At 36.6% G+C, this 25,137-nt stretch carries 19 protein-coding genes; 12 read left to right on the plus strand and 7 right to left on the minus strand.

Features of this window, described 5'->3' with window-relative positions; genetic code table 11:
• Positions 1-5 precede the first annotated feature (5 nt).
• Complete coding sequence (locus tag K4G57_RS00115) at positions 6-2,015, minus strand: STT3 domain-containing protein (RefSeq protein ID WP_221531159.1); 2,010 nt, start codon at positions 2,013-2,015, stop codon at positions 6-8.
• A gap of 114 nt (positions 2,016-2,129) precedes the next feature.
• Here K4G57_RS00115 and K4G57_RS00120 point away from each other — a divergent pair, with 114 nt between their 5' ends.
• The 5 genes from K4G57_RS00120 to K4G57_RS00140 are packed head-to-tail and all read left to right on the plus strand — an operon-like array spanning position 2,130 to position 9,256.
• A complete protein-coding gene (locus K4G57_RS00120; protein WP_221531160.1) occupies positions 2,130-3,281 on the plus strand; it encodes an efflux RND transporter periplasmic adaptor subunit in 1,152 nt (383 codons plus the stop codon).
• Positions 3,278-6,469 (plus strand): efflux RND transporter permease subunit, encoded by a 3,192-nt coding sequence (locus K4G57_RS00125; protein ID WP_221531161.1) that lies wholly within the window; start codon positions 3,278-3,280, stop codon positions 6,467-6,469. The genes K4G57_RS00120 and K4G57_RS00125 overlap by 4 nt, the downstream gene beginning before the upstream one ends.
• Positions 6,462-7,718: a TolC family protein gene (locus K4G57_RS00130; RefSeq protein WP_221531162.1), complete on the plus strand. Its 1,257-nt coding sequence runs from the start codon at positions 6,462-6,464 to the stop codon at positions 7,716-7,718. The genes K4G57_RS00125 and K4G57_RS00130 overlap by 8 nt, the downstream gene beginning before the upstream one ends.
• Before the next feature lie 44 nt (positions 7,719-7,762).
• Positions 7,763-8,650: a DMT family transporter gene (locus K4G57_RS00135; protein ID WP_221531163.1), complete on the plus strand. Its 888-nt coding sequence runs from the start codon at positions 7,763-7,765 to the stop codon at positions 8,648-8,650.
• The gene (locus K4G57_RS00140; protein ID WP_221531164.1) at positions 8,651-9,256 is read left to right on the plus strand and encodes a disulfide bond formation protein B; all 606 of its coding nucleotides are present in this window, start codon (positions 8,651-8,653) and stop codon (positions 9,254-9,256) included.
• Between the two features lie 50 nt (positions 9,257-9,306).
• Here K4G57_RS00140 and K4G57_RS00145 read toward each other — a convergent pair whose 3' ends face one another.
• On the minus strand, positions 9,307-9,603 hold the full coding sequence (locus K4G57_RS00145) for a hypothetical protein (RefSeq protein WP_221531165.1): 297 nt from the start codon (positions 9,601-9,603) through the stop codon (positions 9,307-9,309).
• Complete coding sequence (locus tag K4G57_RS00150) at positions 9,593-12,097, minus strand: DNA methyltransferase (protein WP_221531166.1); 2,505 nt, start codon at positions 12,095-12,097, stop codon at positions 9,593-9,595. The genes K4G57_RS00145 and K4G57_RS00150 overlap by 11 nt, the downstream gene beginning before the upstream one ends.
• A gap of 173 nt (positions 12,098-12,270) precedes the next feature.
• Here K4G57_RS00150 and K4G57_RS00155 point away from each other — a divergent pair, with 173 nt between their 5' ends.
• Positions 12,271-12,870 (plus strand): flagellar FLiS export co-chaperone, encoded by a 600-nt coding sequence (locus K4G57_RS00155; protein WP_221531167.1) that lies wholly within the window; start codon positions 12,271-12,273, stop codon positions 12,868-12,870.
• On the opposite strand, the gene K4G57_RS00160 is transcribed toward K4G57_RS00155, so the two are convergent.
• The 3 genes from K4G57_RS00160 to K4G57_RS00170 are packed head-to-tail and all read right to left on the minus strand — an operon-like array spanning position 12,867 to position 17,370.
• On the minus strand, positions 12,867-16,328 hold the full coding sequence (locus K4G57_RS00160) for a methionine synthase (protein WP_221531168.1): 3,462 nt from the start codon (positions 16,326-16,328) through the stop codon (positions 12,867-12,869). The genes K4G57_RS00155 and K4G57_RS00160 overlap by 4 nt on opposite strands.
• Complete coding sequence (locus K4G57_RS00165) at positions 16,329-16,889, minus strand: DedA family protein (protein WP_221531169.1); 561 nt, start codon at positions 16,887-16,889, stop codon at positions 16,329-16,331.
• A 7-nt stretch (positions 16,890-16,896) separates the two neighbouring features.
• Positions 16,897-17,370: a peptidylprolyl isomerase gene (locus K4G57_RS00170; protein WP_221531170.1), complete on the minus strand. Its 474-nt coding sequence runs from the start codon at positions 17,368-17,370 to the stop codon at positions 16,897-16,899.
• A 76-nt stretch (positions 17,371-17,446) separates the two neighbouring features.
• Here K4G57_RS00170 and K4G57_RS00175 point away from each other — a divergent pair, with 76 nt between their 5' ends.
• The 6 genes from K4G57_RS00175 (at position 17,447) to K4G57_RS00200 (ending at position 23,976) form a co-directional block, all read left to right on the plus strand.
• Positions 17,447-18,220, plus strand: a complete 774-nt coding sequence (locus K4G57_RS00175; protein WP_221531171.1) for a S1 family serine peptidase — start codon at positions 17,447-17,449, stop codon at positions 18,218-18,220.
• Positions 18,221-18,289: 69 nt separating this feature from the next.
• A complete protein-coding gene (gene gyrA / locus K4G57_RS00180; RefSeq protein WP_221531172.1) occupies positions 18,290-20,767 on the plus strand; it encodes a DNA topoisomerase (ATP-hydrolyzing) subunit A in 2,478 nt (825 codons plus the stop codon).
• Positions 20,768-20,777: 10 nt separating this feature from the next.
• Positions 20,778-21,227: a hypothetical protein gene (locus K4G57_RS00185; RefSeq protein ID WP_221531173.1), complete on the plus strand. Its 450-nt coding sequence runs from the start codon at positions 20,778-20,780 to the stop codon at positions 21,225-21,227.
• A gap of 2 nt (positions 21,228-21,229) precedes the next feature.
• Positions 21,230-22,531: a sigma-54-dependent transcriptional regulator gene (locus K4G57_RS00190; RefSeq protein ID WP_221531174.1), complete on the plus strand. Its 1,302-nt coding sequence runs from the start codon at positions 21,230-21,232 to the stop codon at positions 22,529-22,531.
• Between the two features lie 9 nt (positions 22,532-22,540).
• The gene (locus tag K4G57_RS00195; protein WP_221531175.1) at positions 22,541-23,569 is read left to right on the plus strand and encodes an aspartate-semialdehyde dehydrogenase; all 1,029 of its coding nucleotides are present in this window, start codon (positions 22,541-22,543) and stop codon (positions 23,567-23,569) included.
• Between the two features lie 143 nt (positions 23,570-23,712).
• Positions 23,713-23,976: a TIGR04076 family protein gene (locus K4G57_RS00200; protein ID WP_236033120.1), complete on the plus strand. Its 264-nt coding sequence runs from the start codon at positions 23,713-23,715 to the stop codon at positions 23,974-23,976.
• A gap of 45 nt (positions 23,977-24,021) precedes the next feature.
• Here K4G57_RS00200 and K4G57_RS00205 read toward each other — a convergent pair whose 3' ends face one another.
• Positions 24,022-25,137, minus strand: coding sequence for an Mrp/NBP35 family ATP-binding protein (locus K4G57_RS00205; RefSeq protein WP_221531176.1), 1,116 nt, complete (start codon positions 25,135-25,137; stop codon positions 24,022-24,024).

The raw sequence follows: 25,137 nt of genomic DNA on the forward strand, positions 1-25,137 counted from the left end.
TTGTTTTAAAGCAGTTTGTAAATTGTAATTTTGTCATTTTTTAGCATTTTTTGGAATAAGTTTGGATTTAATGTTTCAAAAAATAATCCCTGAAAATAAAAACTTTCAAGATAGGAGTTATCACACAGCAAGATTCTACCATCTTGTAATTCTAGCGCACTTAGTGGACTTTGAGGATTGAAATTTAACGTTTTATTTGTCTTTAGGCTAATAAATTTAGAGATTTTATGTGTATTAGGATTTAAGATTCCATTCTTTAAATCAAGGGCAAGTTTATTTTTAAAATGCACAATTTTGGAATTTGCATTTTTGGATTCTACATTTTGACTAAGAGCAAAGAATTTTGGTGTCTTATTAAAATTGCTAAAAGCAATGACATTTGGAAAAATCTCAAGCATACTAAGCGGTAGGATAATATAGAGATTTTGTGCATGATCTTGGGGCTTGTAGTGCAGGAGCGATTCTAGAAAGCTTGGTGTTTTGAAATGCGATTCCATAGAGCCATTTAGTAAGGATTTTGCGATATTGTAGCTTAAATCATTATCGCTACTAGCAAAAAATAGGCTAACAGGGAAGTTCTGTTTGCCTGAATGTTTGCCACCATCAATAAAAACATTAAGATTGCTAAAATAATTTATCATATAGCCATAATCCCACCATGCAAGCGCAGAGTCTCCCTTTTTAGATGGAATTGCTTTTAGGATTTGTGCTTCTGTGAAATCTAAAATTGGCTTTGGGGTGTAGTTTTTGATATGCAAGAGATGCGGATAGAGAGTAAGGAGGATAAAAAATGTTTGGAATAAGGGACGAAGTGGAATCTTTTTTAGAAGTGTGCTTTGGTATAAGAGGTAGCTAAGCCCAAGCGCAGAAACAGGAGAGGAATAAAAGCTAAATCTAAGTCCTTGCAAAAGTGAAAAAGCCCCTAAAAGTAAAAGAGGTAAAAAGAGCAAGAATACACGCTTTTTATAGACTAAATATCCATAACCAACAAGGCTTAGAATAAAGAGTGCAAGATTACCGCTAACGCGCACTGCAAAGGTGTTAAAAGAGATTTTAGAAGTTTCTGCGATGGAATCTAAAACATTTAAGAAGGGCAAAGGCTGTGTATTTTGAGAATCCATAAAGAGTGTGCTAAAAAAAGGTGTGTGCAAAAGACTAGGCAGTAAGACATAAAGCATAAAAAATACAAATGCGCTAAGAATTATCCAAAAGAGTTTTGGTGGAATCTTAAATACGTTTAAAATGACACTTATTGTAATCCACACCACCGCCCCAAAGAGTGAAAATGGCAAGAATAGTGCAAAGGGGATTGCAAGCATTAAAATGGCTGCTGTTTCTCTCTTTGATTTAAAGCAAAGTAAAATCGCAATAAAGCTTAAAAACACATAGCGTAAATTTGGATAATACAACAGAGAAAACACACTTAAGGCAAATAGGAATCCAAATGCACACACATTTTTAGAAAGGGTTAGTGCAAGAACACTAAGTGCTAAGGGCAAGATTAGCATATCTGTATCGTAGTAGCCAAATATCGTGCGGTTAAAGTAGCTTATGCTAAGTGCGCTTAATAGGCTAGCTAAAATTGCAGGAACAATTCCAAAGTGACGTGTGATATAGAGCATTGGAAAAACAATGAGCGCGCCAAGAAATCCGGGGAGATAAAATAACACTTGTTCTAAAGATAAGGGCGTAAGAAAAGCAATAAGTGCTGTGATAATGGATAGTGGTTCGTGTGTAGGAGAGTTTAACGTGGATTTAAAATTGGAATCTAAAGTGAAATTCTGCACGAAATTTAAGGCAGAAGCAAAGGTGTTGGAATCTAAAAAGGATTCTAAAAAGTGTAAAATATCTTTTGCGCCCTGTGCATAAAAATAGCCATCATGAGTGTTTAAAAGCCATGTGTTATTATGTAAATACTGCGGATAGGATTCTAGGACAAAAGGATAATAAAAGCGCAAAGTTACACATAAAGCATATATGCAAACACTAGTTAGTAAATACACTCTAATGCTCAAAAACCGCCCCTTAAAAAATGTAAATTATAACGCTTTTGAGCAATATTTTGAAAGATTTCACAAAAAATTAACATTTTTATTTTACAATAGGGCAAAGTTTTTTAAAGGAATTTTGTGCGCTTTAGTGGCAATCTTAGCAAAAAAATATTATTTAGTTGCGTAGTGATACTTGGATTTTTTTGGGGTTTGTTGTATGCTTCTCAAAAGGATTCTGCACAAACTAAAAATCAGTTGGAATCTAAAAGCATAAATCCACAAAATGCAAAATCCAACAAGCCCTCAAAATCTACTCTTGTGAAGACTGCAACAATTCAAAATGGAGTCTTAAATCAAGCTTATCAATATGTCGGTTCTTTGTATTTTAGTGAGCGTGGAATGCTTGCTTCTGAAGTTTCTGGAATTATTGATTCTGTGTTTGTAAATGAGGGACAACGTGTGAAAAAAGGACAGGAGTTAGCAATTTTAAATAGCGATTTGCTAAGGGACGAGATTGCTTCAAAAGAGGGTGCTCTAAAGCAGGCAAAAGCGCAGTATGAGAAAATTAAAAAAGATTATGCGCGTTATAGGGCACTTTATGAGAGTGAGTCCATTTCTTTTAAGGAATACGAAGATATTTTATTTGATATGCAAGCCCAAAAGGGAAATATGGAATCTATTGCACATAGCTTAGAGTTGCTAAAGACACAAAAGCGCAAAAAAGTTATTATAGCCCCTTATGATGGTGTGGTGTTACAAAAGCTTTTAAAACAGGGTGAGTGGGTAAGTGCTGGGGCAAGCGTGTTTAATATCGCAAAGCTAACACCACTTGAAGCGACTTTTGAAGTCTCTTTTGAGATTTTGCGCGCTTTAAAGGTTGGCGATAACCTAGAGGTGCAAATTGCAAATCAAAATTATAAGGCAAAGGTTAGTGCGTTGATTCCGCTAGGGGATGCAAAAGCTAGAACTTTTCCGCTAAAACTTGCGATTGATGACCCAAAAGGAGAACTTATTGAGGGTTTAGAAGTACGCACTTCTTTTGATATTAAAAGAGATGAGAAAATGTTTTTAGTGCCACGTGATGCAATTTTGCCAGATGCTAAGGGCAATGTGATTTTTATCGCACATCAAAATAAGGCAAAACGTGTAGCAATTACAATTCAAGGTTATTCTGGGCTTAATGCTTATATTGCTCCACAAGGATACAATTTAAGCGTAAAAGACAAAGTTATTGTTGTAGGAGCGGAACGTTTAAAAGAAGGCGATAGTATCGTTGAGGTTAAGGAATGATAAAAACGTTAATTAATCGTCCTGTTGTAGTCATTGTGGGAATGATTTTACTAAGTTTATTTGGGATATTAGCACTAAGCGCAATGCCCTATCAACTTACCCCTCAAGTTACGCGACCTGTAATTTCTGTGAATACTACTTGGAGCGGCGCGACTCCTTATGAGATTGAGAGAGAGATTTTAGAGCGACAAGAGCAAGTTTTAAAAGGGATTGATAATCTTCAAACAATGGAAGGGTTTGCAAATAATGGACGTGCAAATGTAACTTTAGAGTTTAAAATTGGCACAGATTTAACCAAAGCAATGCTAGATGTTAGCAATAAACTTAATGAGGTTAAAGGTTATCCTGATGCAATTGACCGCCCTGTAATCCGTGCAACTGGGGAGGATACAAGTCCTGTTGTTAGAATGATGTTGGTAAGTCTAGATTCTAGCGTTAATGTGCGAGAGGAGAGGACATTTTTTAATGAAAATGTGATTCAGTATTTTGAACGCATTGATGGAGTAGCAGAAGTACTCTTTCCTGGTGGTGATGATAGGGAAATGCATGTTATTATTGATGATAAAAAACTTGCAATTTATAAGCTTGATGTGGCAAGTCTTGCAAATGTGCTAGATAAGCAAAATGTGAATTTATCCGCTGGAAGTTTAGATTATGGTAGAAAATCTTATCGTGTGCGCACTATTGGAGAGTTCAAAAGCCCACAAGATATTTTAAATGTAGTGATTTGGAGTGATGGTCTAAAACGTGTTAAGATTGGTGATGTGGCAATTGTCAAGGAGGGTTTTGAGAATAAAACAACCGTATCCTATTATCGTGGAGATGAAACAATACCAAAAGAAGCATTATTTGTGGCAATTAAACCAGCAGCTGATGCAAATGTTCTAGAGCTTACAAATGCAGTAGAAGTTGTTTTTAATACGCTTAATAATGGAATCTTAAAAGATAGGGGTTTGAAATTAGAATGGACAAATGACCAAAGGGACTATATCCAACAAGCCATTGCTTTAGTTAAAAGTAATATTATCATTGGAGCGTTTTTAGCTTGTGGTGTGCTCTTTGTCTTTTTGCGCTCTTTAACCTCAACACTTATTATTGCTGTGGCAATGCCGCTAAGTGTATTTGGGACATTTATTGTTATGGCATTTTTAAACCGCACACTAAATGTTGTCTCCTTAGCTGGAATCTCCTTTGCAGTGGGAATGCTTGTAGATTCTGCAATTGTTGTATTAGAAAATATTGATAGACATAAAAAGATGAATAAAAGTCCTGTGGAAGCGGTAGTTGATGGCACTAGAGAAGTCATTGGGGGATTAATTGCTTCTGTGCTAACAACTGTGGCGATTTTTATTCCTATCTTAAATATTCAAGAAGAAGCTGGGCAACTATTTAGGGATATTGCACTTGCTGCAAGTAGTGCTGTTAGTTTCTCTCTTTTTGTTTCTATTGTTGTGATTCCAACACTAAGCTATCAAAGCACTAAACTTCTAGGAACAAAAAAAAGTCTTTTGAGAGGAAATAAGAATCTACAAAAAATCTATATGCGTGGCTCTAGATTTTCTTTAAAGATTAGAGAGTTTGGGCAATGGTTTGTAGATTGGATTATGTTTTTTGTGCAAAAATCCATGCAAAGCACACGTAATAAAATTTTTACAATTCTTAGTTTAACGCTTTTAAGTCTTGCATTTAGCTATATTTTGTTGCCTAAAATGGAGTATTTGCCACAGGGCAATCAAAATTTTGTTTTTGGCAGAATGACACCACCGCCTGGATTATCCTATCAAGAGAAAGAAAAAGTAGGGCAAGAGGTCTTTAATTGTCTTAGTGATTATTTTGGAAGTAGCGGTTTTGAGGGAGATGCACAATATCCAGCAATTGGAAATATGTTTTATGTGGGAGGAACTTCTGATCTTAGCTTTGGTGTACGTGCTGTGGATATTACAAGAGCGGCAGATTTGATTCCTCTTGCAAAAACTTGTATTCAAAAAATTCCCGGAGTAAATGGAACGGCATTGCAAAGTGGAATCTTTGAACGTAGAGGTTCAAGTCGCAGTGTAGAGATTGATATTAGCGGAGAGAATATAGATTCTTTAATTGCTAGCACAATTGCCTTAGAGAAAATCATTAAAGAAGTTTTTGCAGAAAAATACGGAGAAAAAAATATCACAACCTTACAAATGCGTGCGCGTCCGAGCCTAGAAATACTTTATCCAGAGTTAAATTTATATCCAAATTTGGAACGTATAAGTGCAGTTGGGCTTGATGTTAAGAGTTTTGGTATTGCATTAGATGTGCTTTTAGATGGGAGAAAAATTGCAGAGTATAAAGAGGAGGGTAGAGAAAAAATTGATTTAGTTTTAAAATCCCAAAATAGTGCAATCTATTCTCCAGAGGAGCTTTATAATGCAAGTATTTACACTTCTGCAGCAGGGATTATTCCTATTAACACACTAGCAGATTTGAAGCTAGAGTATGGAACAAACCAGATTCGTCATTATGAACGCAATAGAACGATTACGCTTACGTTAAATCCTCCATTAAATATTACCATTCAAGAGTCTATGGAGCTAATCCATGGAGAAATTTTAGAACGTTTAAAAGCAAGCGGTGCATTGGAGAATAATACCATTTCTCTTAGCGGAACAGCCGACCAACTCACTAAAATTAAAGATTCCTTATTATTGGGCTTTGTCTTAGCAGTGTTTATTATTTATTTGTTAATGGCGGCATTATATGAGGATTTTATTTATCCTTTAATTATTCTCTTTAGTGTTCCACTTGCTGTTGGAGGAGGATTTTTAGGACTTTGGCTAGTCAATATTTTTCTTATCTATCAACCTTTAGATGTGCTTACAATGCTTGGGTTTATTATTTTAGTTGGAATTGTTGTGAATAATGCAATTTTGATTGTGTATCAAAGTTTGCATAATGTGCGTTTATACGGAATGGACACACAAAAAGGAATCCTAGAAGCGGTACGTGTTAGAATTCGTCCTATTTATATGAGCACACTTACTTCACTTTTTGGAATGCTACCACTTGTTGTAGCCCCAGGTGCTGGGAGTGAGATTTATAGGGGGCTTGGAGCGGTGATTTTAGGAGGTTTAGGATTCTCCACAATGCTTAGCATTTTTCTTATTCCTTGTTTGTTGTCTTTTTTTATTAAAAGGGAGCTAAAAAATGATTAGATTTCTCCTTGTTTTATTGCTTTGTTATGGAATCGCAAATGCGCTTAGTTTGCAAGAGGCACTAGATTTGACATTGCGCCATAATCCTAGCATTAAAGAACAAGAGTATTTATTACAAGAGAGTAGGGCAAATTATAAAGCTTACCAAAGCCCATTTTATCCGAGTCTTAATCTAACTTATGCCACCCAAAAGAGCAATCGTATTCAAAGAGCAGATAAAAAGACAAGCGGAAATTTGGGAGGAAATGTGCAATATAATCTCTTTAATGGTTTTAGTGATGTGTATAATTTAAAAAGTGCTAAGGCTCTATTAGAATCGCAAAATTATCAACTAGAAGCAACAAAAGAGGATGTAATTTTATTGGTAAAAAGTGCCTATATTGATGTGTTGCGACAAGCGCAAAATGTGGAGATTGCCGAGCAATCAAGAGTGCTATTAGAAGAACAAAGGCGACAAAATGCAGAGTTTTATCGTGTGGGATTAATCCAGAAAAACGATTTATTAAAAATTGAAGTAGAATTAAATAATACTTTGCAAACTCTTCTTAGTCATAAAAGCGCATTAAACTATGCACTAAGGAATTTAGAACGTTACACACGGACAAAAATTGCTTTAGAGGATTTAGAGGAATTGCAATTAAAAAGACAGAATCTAAAATTTGAAAATCTAAAAAAAGAAATGTTGCAAAGACGCGCAGAGTTGCTTTTTATGGATAAGATTATTAAGAGTAAGACGTATTTGGTGCAGAGTGCTAAGGGAAATTTTTTGCCAGAAGTTGATGTTGTAGGGGATTATACGCGTTATGGTGATGATTATGCGTTACGTGGACGTGATGGGATTTATAAAGACAAGACAAATGTGCAACTCTCATTGAGCCTTAATCTCTTTAATGGTTTTAGCGATAGGTTTAAACTAGAGAGCGCGCAGATGAATAGGCTTGCTTTTGAATCCCAACGCATTGCGCTAATTGAAGATTTGGAATTGCAACTCTTTAGCGCATTGGAGAATTATAATCTTGCCCTAAATGCGCTGGAGATTTCAAAGTTAGCACGTGCTCAAGCAGAGGAGAATTACAGAATCTCTAAAAATCGCTATGCACAGAGAATAGAAAGCACAAGCGATTTTTTAGATGCAGAGTTATCCTTGACACAGGCACGTAGCAAAGTGGTAATTAATACCTATGCGATTATGGAATCCTTAGCACAACTAGAGCGCATTACGCAAACAGCTCTAATGATTAGACAATGATTTGTTATAATGTGCGTCTTTAATTTGTGATTTTAAGAGAAATTATGTCTAAGAGTGCTATGTTTTCTATTTTGCTTGTGATTGCGATGTTTTTTTGGGGGGCTTCGTGGCCAAGTAGCAAAGTGCTTGTAGGTTATACAAGTGCAGATGTGATTACTTTTTGGCGATTTGTTTTCGCTCTTTTTGCATCAATTCCGCTTGTGATTGCTCTTAGGATTCCGCTTAGGCTTGATAGCAGGGCATTTAAATTTCTGCTTGTTGCTACGTTTTTAAATTGCTTGTATTCGCTAATGTTTTTTGTTGGGCTAAATTATGGGAGTGCAGGTAAGGGTGGAGTGCTTGTAACAACTATCACACCAGTGTTTGTGTATCTTTTAACCTTTGGGCTATATAAAATCCAAAAAAACACAAGTAGAGCAATGAGAGGCAATGAGATTTTGGGGTTATTTTTAGGTGTTATTGCTGGGATTTGTTTGCTAGAGCTTGGTAATTTGCAAACACTTTTTAGCAAATTTAATATCTTTTTTGTGCTGTGCGCACTAGATTGGGCTGTTTTGACATTAGTGTGCCAACGTCTTAGAATCCATCCTATTGCAATTAATTTTTATATTACGCTTTTTAGTGTGGTGCTATTTTCGCCAGTTTTTTTAATCCAACCAGCGATGTTAGAGATTTTTAGTTTTGATTTGCGTTTTTGGTTAATGCTTTTAGTGGTTGCTGTGCTCTCAACTGCTATTGGGACAAGTATTTATTATATGGGGATTGCACAAGTGGGCGCACAAAAGGCAAGTTCCTATCCCCTTTTAGTGCCTGTATTTGCGCTAATTACTAGTTATTTTATTTTAGGAGAGATTCCAAGTATTTTAACGCTAATTGGCGGAAGTATTGCAATTTTTGCAATCTATTTAATTAATCTTTATAAGGTAAAATAGTTGGAATCTTTGAAGCGACATAACCGCCTTTTTTGGCTTTTTCTTGGAGTGTGGGCATTTCTCTTCGTGGCATTTTCGCATTTTGTATTGCAGAAATATTTATTCTTGCAACCTTGCGAACAATGCGTATATATCCGTTATGCTCTTGTTGTGTTGGGTTTTGGTTGTATGATTATTGCAATATGCCCTAAAAGCATTGTAGGGTTTTTTGGGACTTTAATTTGTGCGTATGCGCTTATAAAAGGCATTATTGCAGCACTTACATTAAATGGAATCCAAAAAGCCTTACAGAGTGAAACTTTTATCTTTGGGCTAAAAGGCTGCTCACTCTCCCCAAAATTTGATTTTAATCTCCCTCTTGATGTTTGGATTCCAACTCTTTTTGCTCCAAGTGGTTTTTGTGGAAGGGATATACCTATTTTAGAAGGAATAACAAACGTCCAACTCTCTCCCTTGCAAGAAAAATTCATTGCTTTATATTATGAAGGTTGGTATTTAATTCCAGCATTAAAGTTTGGCACAATGGCAGAGTGCGCACTTTGTATTTTTGTATTCTATATAGTTGGAATCACAATTTTATTTTTGGTAAATTTTTTAAAAAAATAATACAGGATTATCTCATTAAAAGAATCTCAAGAGTTATTTTGTCAATGCTTTTAATTTTTACCACTTTTTTGCGTTTCTCTAAGGCATTGCAGGATTTCCATATTGCTTTTAAGTTTCCACTCTTGCGTGGCTTTATCAAATGTGGCAAGTTTTGGAAGCATTTTAGTAATATCGCTTCCCTCTTCAAGTTTCATTTTATTTTTTAGTATATATTCTATGCTTCTAGCGTGGATTGTCTCCATAGTGAGCTTCTCACCCTCATTTTGTAATTTCATAATCGTGCCATAAATAAAGACACCATACACACCTAAGCGCTTATATAATTCATGTAATTCATCAGCTGTCAAATAAACTCCCTTGTGTTCCTTTTTTGTCTTTTAAACGCCATTCGCCTGTATCTTTATTAGCAATAGCAATTTGGTCTAAAACTTCTTTGATGAGTGCTTCACTTGGGCTTACGCCATTTTTAAGCAAGGGGATAATCTCTAAACAAATATCATCAAAATAAGCCTTTTTGTTTTGCCTTTTTGCTCCACGCAAATAGGAGAGCAAAAAATATTTTGTTCTTAGCTCTAGCGGGATTGCGTGGCTTTTAAATTTCTGCCCCTTTTTGATATGGTATTTTCCGTTTGTCTCATCAAGGTCAAAATTTGAGTTAATCAAAGGTCTTAAATCTGTATAATCTTCACCTAACTCGTGCAAAAAGCCAAGCTCTAAGCCTTTAATCGTAATTTCAGCATGAATCTCTTCCATAGTCGCTCCATCATCTCTAGCAATCAAGGCTTCTGCATGATTTAGCACAAGGGCGGTAATATCACCTCCTAAAGATTCTTTAGCTAGAGTTTTGGGATTTTGCACCTTTTTAAAATAAATAATCAGTTGTCCGCTCAATACAAAAGCCTTAAACTGCCTCTTTTTGAAGGTGGTTTGCCCATTTTTCTGCCTTATGGAGCCTACATATTCAAAGCCAATCTTTTGAGCCTCTTCTACGAGAATCTGCCATAACTGCGGGTCTTGGTGTTGAAACACAAAAGCTAACCAACGATTCCATTTGAGCACGCGATACATTTCTTTAAGACTTGCTATCATAAGTGCGTGGTATTCTTCGCGACTTTTCTCTAAACTTCCTTTTTCTATGCATTCTTTTTCTTTTAAGGTTAAATCCACAGATAAATCAAGCCAAACATTCCACATTGTAGATAAATCTAAATAAGGAATCTTTGCACCATAAGGGGGGTCGGTGTAGATGAAATCTATGCTTAAAGATTCTATTTCTTTTAAGTTTGTTGCATCGGCTTGAAAAATCTTTTCTCCATTGGTTTTATCAAGGATAGAATCTATTTTTTCTATATCTTCTCTTTGGCTTATCATAGCACCGCTAAAGTCTTTAATCACTCTCTTTAAAGGATAAAAATAGCTTTGATAGAAACCATCACTTGGGGCAGATTCTAATTCCCTTTTGCCTTTAAGAACACGATTGATTTTACCTCTGAAAGATTCTGCAATATCTACAAAAGTTGGATTTTTGGCAATACGATGGCGATAGTAGCGAAAAATACCACTATCCCCCGCCTTATTGGTTAAACCTTTATGCTTTGAAATATGGTAGGTGAGATTACACACTGTTAGCATATTATAAAACGCTAACATCAGCGAATACCGCAGATTCCTTTTATGGATTCTAGCTTCTTTGCTTCCACTAGGTGTGGTGTGTTTAAAAATGAGTTTGCGCAAAATTGCAAGTTCTGCAAGTTGCCTTTTACTAAAGAGCTGCAAAACACAATCCACATCGCTTCCCTTTGGTAAAAGCGCATCTTTTGGAATCCAAAGTGTAGAGTCCTGCTCTTTTTGTGTGGCGACTTTGCCAAACTCACTATCTAGTGCGTTAGGATAATATTTCGCGCCCTTTAATAGAGCCTTTGCCTCTTTTTCATTTTTGGGCTTAAGATTTGCAAATTCTTTTAAAATCTCCTCACTTAAGTCATACAATGCGCTCAAATCCACCTGCACACTTAGAGCCTTTGTCATAAAGATACTTAGAGGGTTTAAATCCGTGTGAATCCCTAAGCGTCCATGCATCATCGCTTCTATGGCAGTTACGCCACTACCTCCAAAGGGGTCTAGCACGACATCGCCCTTATCGGTGAAGTTTTTGATATTTTGCGTAACAATATCCCAACTCTGACGCGTAAAATACGCCGTGCAGCCAAAATAACGCGCTTTAGCCCGTTTTTGAGGCTTTAAAATCGCCCTAGGTAATTCGCGGCTTAAATACCAACTATCAGGCTTTTTGGGCATTTTAGCATCTTGGGTTAGCGTTTGTTTTAAAGATTCTAGCGGGGTGCTTAGGTATTGCTTAAGTAGTGTGAAATGCTCGTTTTCAAAGTTATGTGCAAAAAGCTCTTCGCAAGAAAAATTTTTAAGCAAGGTTTGTGTGCTTGTTTGAAAAAGCGTAAAGGAAATGCCATTACATAGCGCGTAAAATGGGGCTTTAATCTCGGGATTAATTGCATAATAAAAGGCTTGACGCTCAGCTTTGCTTTTAGGGTCAATTTTAACCTTAGGGGCTTTTGCATCTAGCACACAATGAGGCTTGGAATCTACATAAAGCACATAATCAGGAAATCGCGTTAGGGTGATTTTTTCATTACTTCCTAGAATCGTGGGGCTTGTGATTTTTTGACTTAGCGTCATTTCTAGTGCTTTTGGATTCTCTTTATCGCGCAAGTGAAATCCCAGTGCTTTTAGCAATGGAGCAATAAGCAACTCACGCACGAAATCTTCTTTAAAATCTGTTATAAAAGATTGATTATTAAATTGTGAAAACTCAAACTCTCCCACTCTAAATCCCCTTGTTTAATTTTGTAAATCCCCAACTTATTTCTAAAAGGTTTAACCTAAAGGATTTTAACCTAGTTTTACTTAATTCTAAAATAGGCTTAAAGGTTTTTTTGGATTTTTAAAAAGTGGAATAAGAAATGCTTAACACTTAAAAAACTTTAAAAGGAGTTGTGATGTTATCAACAATAAATCCCTATGGATTGGGGAATATCTACCAAAAGCCACAAGTGGAAGCTCTACATACAGAATCTAAAACCGCAGAATCTAAAACCGCAGAATCTAAAACCGCAGAATCTCAAATTGCTACACAGACTGCACAAGAAATACAAGAGTTGCCTAGCCTCTCTCAAAATGCGTTAGAAATCCGTAAATTTAGCGATGGAATTAAAGGCGCAAATGAAATGGTGGGCGCAATGCAGATTGCTGATATTACACTAAATGCGCTAAGTAATCAGATTAAAAGTAGCGGAGAGGACTTAAATGCTCTTGATGCAAGCGCAAAAGCTGCGCAATTTAAAGGAGAAGCACTATTTGGAAAAGAGCTAACAATTTCTCTAGCAGGGGAGAGTGTCTCTCTATCTTTGCCACTGCCAAGCCAAATTCAAGGGAATTTGAGTGAGAGCTTTGCTAACAAACACCAAGAAATCAGTGATAAAATGGGGCAAATTAGCGGACTTATTGAAAAGTCAAGTTTGCCTTTTAGCACTCCAAATGGTCAAAATTTTGATTTTGAAAACTTTGACCCTAGCTCACTAAAAGGAATCTTTAGCTAAAGGGCAAAATATTTTGCATCTTTATAAGGCACGATAAGTGCTGAAGTAGTTGCTTCTGGAGTCATTTGGTAGGTTTGACTTAAAAAGATTCCAAAGGATTCTGGATTTAAGAGCTTGAATAGTCCCTTGCTAAGAGATAAATCAGGACATGCGGGATAGCCAAAGGAATAACGTTGCCCACATTTAGAATCTAAAGCAAGTTCTTTGCGCACTCTTGCGTGAATGAAGTCTGCTAGAGCTTCTGCTAAGTCCATTCCTAAAGCATGGGCTAAATAGTATTTATGGTATTCGCCGTTTTTATAAAGCTTCTCTTCATAAGGGGAGAAGTTATGTCCGCTAGAGACTAAATGCAATGCGCAAATATCGCCTTTTGGATTGAAGTAATCGCTTAAGCATAAATAGGGTTTTTTACTACTACGTGGAAATAAAAAGGATTCTGTATTGCTAAAATCTACATTTGCGCTTAGCTCTAAAATTAGTCCGTCTTCTAAATTTTTAGGCACTTTTGTGCGCGTATGAAAATATCCATAAAGCACTATGGGTTTAAAGATTCCTTGTGTAATAAATTCCTCTTTAAGTGTTTGAAATGTCGGTTCTAGTGTTTTTTCTTTTAGTTCTAAATATTCTTCTTTTTTAAGCTTACTATATCCCCAGCGGTGCTTAAAAAGCAAATCTTTATCAAGATAATCAAACACAGAATTTAAATCACTCTTGCTAAGCTCTAGAGAAGTTGCTCCAAAAAAGGGTGGAGTGTGCGTGATGTAGTTAAACTCTAATGCACATTTAGTGGGTTTTTTTGTGGAATCCTTTTGTAGAGCTTTTTCTAGTTTTTTAGCAAGTCTTGCTTCCTTTTTGGATTCTTTGTTTTCTACATTTTCATTTTTAGCCTTTTGGCTAGGTAGAGTTAAATCACTAAAATCTCCACTTTGTATAATTTGCATTGCAGCAACACTATCAAAGGCATCTTTGCAGTAAAAAATGATTCCATCATAATTTGGACGGCAATATTCCTCTACAAAATTGCGATTAAGTGCTGCCCCACCTAACATAATAGGAATCGTAATCCCGCGCCTTTTTAGCTCTTGCAAGTTTTCTTTCATTACAAGCGTGGATTTAACTAAAAGCCCACTCATACCAATACAATCCACTTTTTGTGTTTCTAGCACTTCTAAAAACTTTTCTAGCTCTGCTTTGATTCCAATATTGATAACATTAAAACCATTATTTGTTAGGATAATATCTACAAGATTCTTACCAACATCATGCACATCTCCTTTTACTGTTCCTATTACGATCGTTGTTTTGTGTGTGCTTTGCTTTTTAGGTAAAAAAGCATTGAGATAATCCACGCTTTTTTTCATCACTTCAGCACTCTGCAAAACAAAAGGAAGTTGCATTTCTCCATTGCCAAATCGTTCTCCTACAATTTTCATCGCATCAATTAAAATTTCATTAATAATAATTTCAGGATTAATGGAATCCTTAGCGGTGGGTAGGAGATTTTGCATCGCATTTAAATCGCCATTGATAAGGTATTTTTGGATTCTCTCTTGTGTAGATAGTGCGCTATCGTCTTCTGTGCTTTGTAAGTGCATTTCTCCCTTAGATTCAAAATGTTTAATAAACGCATAGAGGGCATCGTTAGTTTGTGTTGTGTTAAAGATTAAATCCTCACATGCTTTAATGTCTGCTTGCTCTAAGTGCGCATAAGGAATAATGTGAGCAACATTGACGATTGCAGAAGTTAAGCCATTTTTAATTGCGTGGTGTAAAAAGACAGAATTTAAACAGATTCTACCTTCTTTACTAAGTCCAAAAGAAATGTTTGATAATCCAAGTGTAGTTCCTGCTTTTGGAAAAATCTCACTTAAAGTTTTAATGGCATTTAGTGTCTCAATCCCTGCTGTAAAATATTCTGCATCACCGCTACCTATGGTAAAGGTTAGTGGGTCAAAAATAATGTCTTCTTCTCTTAATTTATGCACCTTTTTTGCACGTTCCATCATTTTTTTTGCACATGCAATTTTTCTCTCATATGTCTTGCACATTCCTTGCTCATCAATTGTCAAGCATACAAGGATAGCACCAAATTTTTTAGCTAGACTTGCGACTTTATCAAATTTTTGGATTCCATCTTCTAAGTTTGCCGAGTTAATAATAGGACGCCCTCCGATATGTTTTAGAGCGATTTCTAATGCATTAACTTGGGTGGAATCTGCCATTAAGGGGAGAGTGATTTTTGTCGCATAAAGTGGGATTAATGCTTGCATATCCTTTTCTTCATTGCGCCCTGCAAAGGCTACACTAAGATCTAAGCAATGTGCTCCGCTACGTACTTGTGCATTACCAACACTAAGTGCGCCTTCATAATCTTCTTGTAGCAACAACTCTCTAAAAGCCTTTGAGCCTGTGGCATTAGAGCGTTCGCCAATTAGCAAAGGTGCTGGATTTTGCTTTAGCTCTTTGTGTTCAAAGAGTGAAGTAATGCAAGGTGTTACAGCAGTTTTGGGTGGTAGGGGTTTGTGGTGAGCGGTTTTTTGCACAAGTTGTTTGATATGCTCTGGTGTTGTTCCGCAGCAACCCCCAAGTAGAGAAACTCCTTTGATATCCAAAAAACTTTTTTCAATAGAACTAAACTCTTCTGCATCCATTGGGTAATATGTGATTCCTCCCCTATTTTGTGGGAGTCCTGCGTTTGTATGGATAGAGATTGGGAATTTACACACAGCACTTAAATCTAGTAAATGCTTACGCGCTAAATCTGGTCCTAAGCCACAATTTATCCCTAAAGATAGAATCTCAAAGGGTTCTAAAATGTAAAAAAGTGTAGTAATATCTGTGCCTATAAGCATTGTTCCTGTGGTCTCAATAGTAACTGATACCATTATTGGAATCTCTGGAGCAATCTCTTTACAGGCATGCAAGGCGGCTTTAATTTGCAATGGGTCTTGTGCGGTTTCTAGTAAAATAATATCTGCTCTTGCTTCCTTGAAACCCTCAACACAAGTGCGATAGCCACTCAACATTGTGTCATAATCAATATGTCCTAAGCTAGGGAGCTTTGTTCCAGGACCCAAAGAAGCAGCAACAAAGAGCGCGTTTTTTTGATTTTCTAAAGGTTTGTGTGCTTTAATACATTCTTTTGCTAATGTAATTCCACATTTTGCAATTTCCTTGCAACGTTCCTCTAAGCCATATTCTGCTAACACCCAAGGCATAACGCCAAAAGTGTTTGCCTTTAAAATATTTGCGCCAGCTTGCAAGTAGCTTGTGTGGATTTGTTTAATGATATTAGGAGCAGAAAAATTTAAAATTTCTGAACAACCATCTAGTTTTTCACCTTTTGCATTTTCTCCCCAAGATTCTATATTGTGCTTTTGAATCTCTGTCCCCATAGCACCATCTAGAATTAGCACTTGTTCTTTTAGTAAGCTTTCAAGTTGATTTTGGGTTACCATTTAATTCCTTTTTGTTGCACGACTTAGCCAAAGCCACAAACCACCTAGCAATGCCGCAATAAATAGTGGCGCAAGGAGTGGATATTCACTTAGTGTCTCAAAAGTTTTAATTAAGATTCCACCCGAGAAATACCCTAAAAGCCCAATGCTGACTCCCCAAACTACTGCGCCAATGGCATTATAGAGATTAAATTTTGCTAAAGAGTAGGGCGTTAGGGCAATTGCTAGAGGCACAAGTGTTTTTAAGCCATAAATGTATTTTTTAATCACAATAATTATTGATCCGTATTTGCGCATTAGAATATGCACTAAGGCAAGTTTGCGCCTATGTTTTGCAAAATAAGGTTGCATCATTGCTTTTTGGTAGCGCGCTATATAAAAAAGCATTAAATCGCCTATAAAGTTCGCAATCACTGCTACTATAATGCTAAATGTTAAATCCATTTTTCCAGCAAAGCTTAACACGCTTGCGCCAATAAGTGCGACAAACCCTCCACCAAGGGAGTATAAAAACAAAATAACATAGCCATACTTTGCGATTAAATCAATTGTTTCTTGCATAGAAATCCTAAATGATAATTTTTAGGATTTTGTCGTTTTGTTTTATGGAATCTAAAACTTTCAAACTCTCTGCATCTTCAATCTGTCCAAATACTGTGTGTTCGCCATCTAAATGTGGTTGTGGTGCAAAGCAGATGAAAAACTGGCTACCCCCCGTATTGCGCCCAGCGTGTGCCATAGAAAGTGTTCCTTTTAAGTGTTTATGGGGATTATTTTCTAACTCACAAGCAATTCTATATCCCGGTCCGCCTCTACCGCTTCCCTCTGGACATCCACCTTGTGCGACAAATCCCGGAATTACGCGGTGAAAAATCAAACCATCATAGAATCCTTTTTGCGCTAAATGCACAAAATTTGCCACTGTGTTTGGTGCTTCATTTGGAAAAAGCTTGATTTTCATATCACCCTTTTGTGTTTGAATAAGTGCGTATTGGAGTTTTTCTAGTTCTTCTTTTGCTAAGTTGAATACTTTTAATTCCATATTTCAAATCCTTTGTGTAAAATTAAGGCATTTATTGTAGTATTTTAAGGTTTAAAGAATCCAAAAAAGGACAGCAATGGCAAAAGTAATTTTGGGGATAATTTTTGCGCTTCTTAGTGTGCATGCAAAATATCCAGAGTGGTTACAATATGGTGTGAAAGTGATTGCAGAATTTGATGCGCCAAACAAGAATGTCCAGCAATATAATGAAGGTTATGGGATTATTATTAACGATGGGCTTGTGCTAACAAGTGCAAGTGTTGTATATGATGGCAAAAGAGCAAAGGATATTACGCTTTATCATACAGAAGCTTTAGGTGAGCCAATTGCATGCTTATCGCATGCTAGAATTTTAGCCATTGATGATAATTTAGATTTAGCAGTGCTTGAGGCAGAAAGATTTACAGATATTTATTGTAATGTCTTACCCGAGCCAAATTTTAGGGAGTTAAGTTTTGAGAAAAGTTATTTTAATGTCCTTTTACTGCCTCTTGATTTGCCCTTAGATGAGCGCTTAGAGATTTCTTATTTTAAAGAGCATGATTGGTCGCAGTTTTTGCGGGAAAAAATTGCGTTTAAGGATTTTTTAGAATTACCACAAAAAGATAAAGAAAAGTTGCGCGGAATGCCCATATTTGTAGGAAATGAATTTTTAGGTCTTAAAATAAAGGAATCCAAAACGGATTCCATAAATTCAAATTCTAAAGATGGTGTAAAACCTGAAATTTTAACGCACAGAGAGATTTTGAGCTTTTTGTGTAAAATAGAGCGAGAAACTTCTGTGTTAAAGGGCAAAAAAAATCTTAATGCGTTTTGTAATACTCCATTGGATTTACAAAGTGTGCCTTAGCAAGATTAAAGTCAATCTAGGGTAGAATCTTTGGGTATAGTTTTATTGAAATAAAAAAAGAGGAAATAAATGTCTGATTTACTGAATTTTAATCAAGATATTCAAAATGTCAATATTGAAGATTCTATTAAAGAGAGTTATCTTGATTACTCAATGAGCGTTATTATTGGGCGTGCATTGCCTGATGCAAGGGATGGTTTAAAACCTGTGCATAGGCGGATTTTGTATGCGATGTATGAGCTAGGGGTAACTTCACGCGTAGCTTATAAAAAAAGTGCTAGAATCGTAGGAGATGTGATTGGTAAATACCACCCACATGGAGATACAGCGGTGTATGACGCACTTGTGAGAATGGCGCAAGATTTTTCTATGCGTTTAGAGCTTGTAGATGGGCAAGGAAACTTCGGTAGTATTGATGGTGATAGTGCTGCTGCTATGCGTTATACGGAAGCTAGAATGACGCAAGCTGCTGAAGAAGTTTTGCGTGATATTGATAAAGATACGGTAGATTTTCTGCCAAATTACGATGACACACTTCAAGAGCCAGATATTCTGCCAAGTCGCTTACCTAACTTATTAGTTAATGGATCTAATGGGATTGCCGTTGGAATGGCTACAAATATTCCACCCCATAGGACAGATGAGATTATTGACGCACTTGTGCATTTAATTGATAATCCAAAAGCAAACTTAGATGAGATTTTGCGATTTATTGAAGGTCCAGATTTTCCAACAGGGGGAATTATCTATGGAAAAAATGGAATCCGCGAGGCGTATGAGAGCGGTAGAGGACGCATTAAAATCCGAGCAAAAACACACATTGAAAAAACAAAAACAAAGGACATTATTGTTATTGACGAAATTCCCTATCAAGTCAATAAGGCGCGTTTGGTGGAGCAGATTGCAGAGCTTGCAAAAGAAAAGGTAATTGATGGAATCTCTGAAGTGCGTGATGAATCTGATAGAGAGGGGATTAGAGTTGTTATTGAGCTAAAGCGTGAGGCAATGAGTGAGATTGTGTTAAACCATCTTTTTAAATCCACACCAATGGAGAGTACATTTGGAATCATCTTGCTTGCAATTCATAATAAAGAACCAAAGGTCTTTACACTTTTAGAATTGCTTGATTTGTTTATTTCACACCGCAAAAGTGTAGTGATTCGTCGCACGATTTTTGAGCTTGAAAAGGCAAAGGCTAGAGCACATATTTTAGAAGGGTTAAGAATCGCATTAGAAAATATTGATGCTATTGTTGCGCTAATCCGCTCAAGTAGCGACCCAAAGGTTGCAAAAGAGAGCTTGGTTGTGCAGTTTAGTCTAAGTGAGATTCAAGCACAAGCAATTTTAGATATGCGTTTGCAACGTTTAACAGGTTTAGAACAGGATAAAATTGAAAATGAATATCAAGCCTTGTTGAAAGAAATTGAGCATTTAAGCGCAATTTTAAAAAGTGAAAATTTGCTTAATGGAATCATTAAAGAGGAATTGTTAGAAATTAAAGCGAAATTCTCCACAGAACGTTTAACTGCTATTGAAGAAGATTATGAAAGCATTGATATGGAGGATTTAATTCCTAATGAGCCTGTGGTTGTAACGATGAGCCATAGAGGTTATGTTAAGCGTGTGCCAGTGCGCACTTATGAGAAGCAAAATCGTGGTGGCAAGGGTAAAATTTCGGCAAATACGCATGATGATGACTTTATTGAGAGCTTTTTTGTCTCTGATACGCATGACACAATTATGTTTATTACAAATAAAGGGCAACTTTATTGGTTGAAAGTTTATAGGATTCCAGAGGCAAGTAGAACAGCTATTGGTAAAGCGGTTGTGAATCTTATTAGCCTTGCTCCTGATGAAAAAATTATGGCAACAATCACAACAAAAGATTTTAATTCTGATAAATCTCTTGCTTTTTTTACGAAAAATGGAATCATTAAGCGCACAAATTTAAGTGAGTTTAAAAACATTAGAAGTGTTGGTGTTAGGGCGATTAATCTAGATGAAAATGATGAGTTAGTTACCGCAAAAATTATTAGTGCAGATATTAAAGAGATTTTAGTGGTAACTTATGAGGGAATGTGTGTGCGCTTTGGTGTAGATAATGTCCGTGAGATTGGACGTGTAGCGCGCGGTGTGACAGCAATTAAATTTAAAATGTCAAAAGATTATGTTATTGGTGCAACGGTGATTGCTGATGAAAATGAAGAGATTTTAAGTGTAAGCGAAAAAGGAATCGGAAAGCGCACAGAAGCTAATGAATATCGCATTACAAATCGTGGAGGTAAGGGTGTGATTGCGATGAAACTTACACCAAAAACCGGGAAACTTGTGGGGATTGTCAATGTAGATGAAAATATGGATTTAATGGTGCTAACAAGTAGTGGTAAGATGATTCGTGTGGATATGCAAACTATCCGCAAAGCAGGACGTGCAACAAGTGGAGTGATTATCGTAAATGTAGATGATGATAGGGTTGTTTCTATCGCTAGATGTCCAAAAGAAGAAGAACAGCAAGATGATGGCGATGGGCTGAGTTTGGAATACTAGAATTAGAGTAATGTTTAGAATTCTATGGGGAGTGGTGTTTTGTGGGCTTTTTTTGAGTGCTTCAGAATATCTTTTTTCCTATAGGGTAGCAATTAGAAATGGGATTATTTTAAATGAAAAATATAATTTCTCCCCTGCAATGGTGAGTGCCAAAATGCTAGATGAAATCCGCAATCCTTATAAAAAATGTGAGATTCCGCATAAAGCAAAGAATGAAAAAGAGTTTATTTATGGCTATAAAGAAAAGATTTTGGAATGTTTTTTTGGTTGGGGGGTACGTTTAGAAGATCGTAGTGAAGTGCGGAATCTTCAGGGTAAATCCATGACACTGCTTTCAATTCCACCTTCGCGTATTAAGATAGATTATGAAGATGGAATCGCAACGATTTATGCATTGATAAAAGAAAAAGGAAGAGGTGTGCAGGATTTTAGAATAGATTTTAGGGGTGCAAAGGAGTAAAGATGAAATTAGCTGTTGTTGAAGATGATATTAATATGCGTAAATCCCTAGAAATAGCACTAGGAGAGTATGAGGAATTTGAAGTGGTTAGCTTTAAAAGTGCTAAAGATGCGCTCAAAAAACTTGATGATTCTTTTGATTTGGTTATTACTGATATTAATATGCCACAAATGGATGGGATAGAATTTTTACGCACTTTAAATGGGCGTTACGAGGCATTAATTATCACAGGAAATGCGACTTTAAATAAGGCTATTGATTCCATCCGTCTTGGTGTTAAGGATTTTTTAACAAAACCATTTGAAATTGAAACACTAGTGGAGGCAATCCATAGAGCAAAAAAAGCTAAAGAAGTGCTAGTAAAAACAAAGATAAAACCTGTAAAAACGGCAGAGAACAAGCAGTTTATTGCAAATTCTCCAGCACTTCAGAGTGCATTAAAGCTTGCTAACAAAGCCGCAAAAACTGACGCTTCTGTGTTGTTATTAGGAGAGAGTGGAGTAGGAAAAGAGCTTTTTGCAAATTATATTCACACAAATTCTCTAAGAGATGGTGCGCCTTTTATTGCGCTAAATATGGCAGCAATTCCTGAGAATTTGTTGGAATCTGAACTCTTTGGCTATGAAAAAGGTGCTTTTACAGATGCAACAGAGGGTAGAGCTGGGAAGTTTGAAGCAGCAAATGGGGGAAGCATTTTCTTAGATGAGATAGGCGAAATGCCTATGGGGCTTCAATCTAAGCTTTTGCGCGTATTACAAGAAAAAGAAGTGGTGCGACTTGGAAGCACAAAGCCTATTAAAGTAGATATTCGTTTTATTGCTGCAACAAATGCAGATATTCAAAAAAAGATTAAAAAAGGTGAGTTTAGGGAGGATTTGTTTTTTAGATTGCAAACTATTCCTGTAAATATCCCACCATTGCGTGAGCGCACAGAAGAAATTATTCCGCTATGTGAGTGGAAGCTAGCACAAGTGGATGCGCAATATGGAATCGGAGTAAAAAAATGGGGTGAGGGAGCAAAAGAGCAACTGCTCTCTTATCGTTGGCCTGGAAACATTAGAGAGTTACTCTCTGTTGTGGAGCGCGCAGCAATTTTGTGTGAGAAAGATACGATTATGCCAGAGGATTTATTTTTAAGCTCAAGGGAGAGCGGAGGCAAGAAAAAGATTGCAAATTTAGAAGAAGAGCTAATTTATGAAGCACTTAAGAGTTGTGATTCTGATGTAGATGGTGCAGCAGAGTTGTTAGGATTAAAAAAAGATGTGCTATTAGGCAAAATAGAGCGTTATAATATCAAGTTATAAGGAGATACAATGAATAAGTATAATATTGCAGTTGTGGGTGCAACAGGTGCTGTGGGTGAGGAGATTTTTAGAATCCTAGAAGAGCGTGATTTACCGATTCATAGGCTTGTACCGCTAGCAAGTGCTAGAAGCGTGGGTAAAGAGGTTGTTTTTAAAGGTGAGACTTATAGAACAAAGGAACTAACACACTCTGTTTTTGACGAGGAAAATATTGAAATCGCATTTTTTTCAGCTGGTGGAAGTGTAAGTGCGGAATTTGTGCCAAGTGCTACAAAAGCAGGGGCAGTAGTGATTGATAATACAAGCCATTTTAGAATGCAAAAAGATGTGCCGCTTGTGGTGCCAGAGGTTAATCCAGATGATATTACATTATGGAAGAAAACGGGAATCATTGCTAATCCAAATTGCTCTACAATCCAAATGGTGCAAGTTTTAGCACCATTGCATAAGAAATTTGGGATTGAACGTGTAGATGTTAGCACTTATCAAGCTGTATCTGGCGCAGGTAAGAAAGGAATGGAAGAGCTTGTAATGCAAATGCAAAAGTTTTTTGACTTTAGTCTTGAAACTTGTGAGCCAAAGGCGTTTCCACATAGAATCGCACTTAATTTAATTCCACAAATTGATGTGTTTATGGACAATGACTATACTAAAGAAGAGATGAAAATGGTAAATGAAACCAATAAGATTATGCACAGCAATTTTGCGGTGAGTGCGACTTGTGTGCGTGTGCCTGTTTTGCGTAGTCATAGTGAGGCAATCACAATTAAGTTTAAGCAGTCTGTAAGCAAAGAGGCTGCTCAAGAAATACTTAAAAATGCGGAATCCATTGTGCTTTTAGATAATCCAAGTCAAAAGCAATACCCAATGCCGATGATTGCTACAGATACAGATGAGACTTATGTGGGTAGAATCCGTGTAGATAACTATGATAAGAGTATTTTACATCTTTGGTGTGTGGCAGATCAAATCCGTGTAGGAGCAGCAACAAATGCTGTGAGAATTGCGCAAAGATGGATAGAAATGCAAGGGAGATAAGGCATTATCCTTAAATATACAATGAGAGTGATACAATTTAGATTACTATTGTGAAGGATTACTATGTATAAGGTGAAAATTGAAGTGATAAAAACGCATTTTGATGAGGAATTAGCAAAGGAATCGTAGAATGTGCGTGTCCTATGCATAAAGTGGGAGATAGTTTTATCTCTCTTGGATTTGACAAGCCACAAGGATTTTGTGATGAAGCGTGGAAAGCGATTTATCAGTATGTGTTTGCTCTCGCACATAGTGATAAGGAAAATGTGTTTTATTTCAAAGATTGGATTAAAAAGCCAGGTGTAGCGATAAATTCTTGTAATGATGGAGTCCGTCCCGTGATTTTCAAACTCACTAGATTAGATTCTAGTGCAGATTTGGGAGAGTTTTATAACAAAAATATTTAAGAAAGCAAAAGTTTCTTAGAAACTCCCCCAAGGGAAGTTAAAATTTTAAGAAGAACAAGCGGATTTGCCTGTGTCTAAGGGTTGGATAGCACTGTTATCGGCAAGTTTTTTAGTATTTACATCTTCAATGAAATCCCATAGCATTTTTGCTGCTTTTAAATATTCTTTAGCGGATTTGGATTCTGGATGGAAATATACGATTGGCTTACCGCTATCTCCGCCTTCACGCACAATAGGTTCAATCGGGATTTGTGCTAACACTTGGGTATTAAACGCATTTGCTACTTCTTTTGTTGTGCCCTTACCAAAAATATCATACTCTTCGCCACACCCTGGGCAAATAAAGCCACTCATGTTTTCTACGATTCCTGCAAGTGGAATCTTAAGTTTTGTAAACATATCTAACGCTCTTGAACCATCATCAAGTGCAACTTTTTGTGGAGTAGAGACAGCAACTCCTGCGGTTACGGGAACACTTTGAGCAAGGGTGAGTTGCGCATCACCAGTTCCTGGAGGCATATCAATTACCATTACATCAAGTTCGCCCCACAGCACATCGCTTAACATTTGCTCAATTGCTCTAATAATCATAGGACCACGCCAAATAAGACTTTGTCCCTCATCATAAAGCACACCCATTGAAATCATTTCGATTCCATAAGCTTGGAGAGGAATAAGTTTTTTAAGCTTTTGATCCACTTCTGGCTTATCCTTTTCTAAACCTAGCATTCTTGGGACATTTGGACCATAAATATCTGCATCAAGAAGTGCTACTTTTTTGCCCTGTTGGGCTAGAGCAATTGCAAGATTAACGCTTGTTGTGGATTTTCCAACTCCACCTTTTCCACTACTAACCATTATGAAATTCTTAATTTGAGGTGCAAGGTTTTTTGTTCCTTGTGGTTTTTGTGTTTGGGCTTGAGGCTTTGGTTGTTTAATGTCAAGATTGATTTTTGTAATACCTTGTGCGTTTAGCTTTTGCGTGATGTTCTGACGTAATTTTTCTGCAACTTCAGTTGAAGCAGAAGGAATTTCTACGCGTATAGCCACAGAATCACCTTCTGTAAGTGTTTCTTTGACAAATCCAAAGGTTACAATATCCTTTTCAAAATTTGGGTAAATCACTTCTTTTAAAAGTTGGATTAATTGATCTTGATTCAT

The organism is Helicobacter turcicus (genome assembly GCF_019711685.1).
In the GTDB taxonomy this organism is placed as follows: domain Bacteria; phylum Campylobacterota; class Campylobacteria; order Campylobacterales; family Helicobacteraceae; genus Helicobacter_D; species Helicobacter_D turcicus.

What these genes read in the sequence shown, in the direction of transcription:
- K4G57_RS00125 (WP_221531161.1), top strand. Translation starts at nt 3,278, where the DNA reads ATGATAAAAACGTTAATTAATCGTCCTGTTGTAGTCATTGTGGGAATG.
- K4G57_RS00130 (WP_221531162.1), top strand. Translation starts at nt 6,462, where the DNA reads ATGATTAGATTTCTCCTTGTTTTATTGCTTTGTTATGGAATCGCAAAT.
- K4G57_RS00135 (WP_221531163.1), top strand. Translation starts at nt 7,763, where the DNA reads ATGTCTAAGAGTGCTATGTTTTCTATTTTGCTTGTGATTGCGATGTTT.
- K4G57_RS00155 (WP_221531167.1), top strand. Translation starts at nt 12,271, where the DNA reads ATGTTATCAACAATAAATCCCTATGGATTGGGGAATATCTACCAAAAG.
- K4G57_RS00160 (WP_221531168.1), bottom strand. Translation starts at nt 16,328, where the DNA reads ATGGTAACCCAAAATCAACTTGAAAGCTTACTAAAAGAACAAGTGCTA.
- K4G57_RS00165 (WP_221531169.1), bottom strand. Translation starts at nt 16,889, where the DNA reads ATGCAAGAAACAATTGATTTAATCGCAAAGTATGGCTATGTTATTTTG.
- K4G57_RS00170 (WP_221531170.1), bottom strand. Translation starts at nt 17,370, where the DNA reads ATGGAATTAAAAGTATTCAACTTAGCAAAAGAAGAACTAGAAAAACTC.
- K4G57_RS00175 (WP_221531171.1), top strand. Translation starts at nt 17,447, where the DNA reads ATGGCAAAAGTAATTTTGGGGATAATTTTTGCGCTTCTTAGTGTGCAT.
- gyrA (WP_221531172.1), top strand. Translation starts at nt 18,290, where the DNA reads ATGTCTGATTTACTGAATTTTAATCAAGATATTCAAAATGTCAATATT.
- K4G57_RS00185 (WP_221531173.1), top strand. Translation starts at nt 20,778, where the DNA reads ATGTTTAGAATTCTATGGGGAGTGGTGTTTTGTGGGCTTTTTTTGAGT.
- K4G57_RS00190 (WP_221531174.1), top strand. Translation starts at nt 21,230, where the DNA reads ATGAAATTAGCTGTTGTTGAAGATGATATTAATATGCGTAAATCCCTA.
- K4G57_RS00195 (WP_221531175.1), top strand. Translation starts at nt 22,541, where the DNA reads ATGAATAAGTATAATATTGCAGTTGTGGGTGCAACAGGTGCTGTGGGT.
- K4G57_RS00200 (WP_236033120.1), top strand. Translation starts at nt 23,713, where the DNA reads ATGCATAAAGTGGGAGATAGTTTTATCTCTCTTGGATTTGACAAGCCA.
- K4G57_RS00205 (WP_221531176.1), bottom strand. Translation starts at nt 25,137, where the DNA reads ATGAATCAAGATCAATTAATCCAACTTTTAAAAGAAGTGATTTACCCA.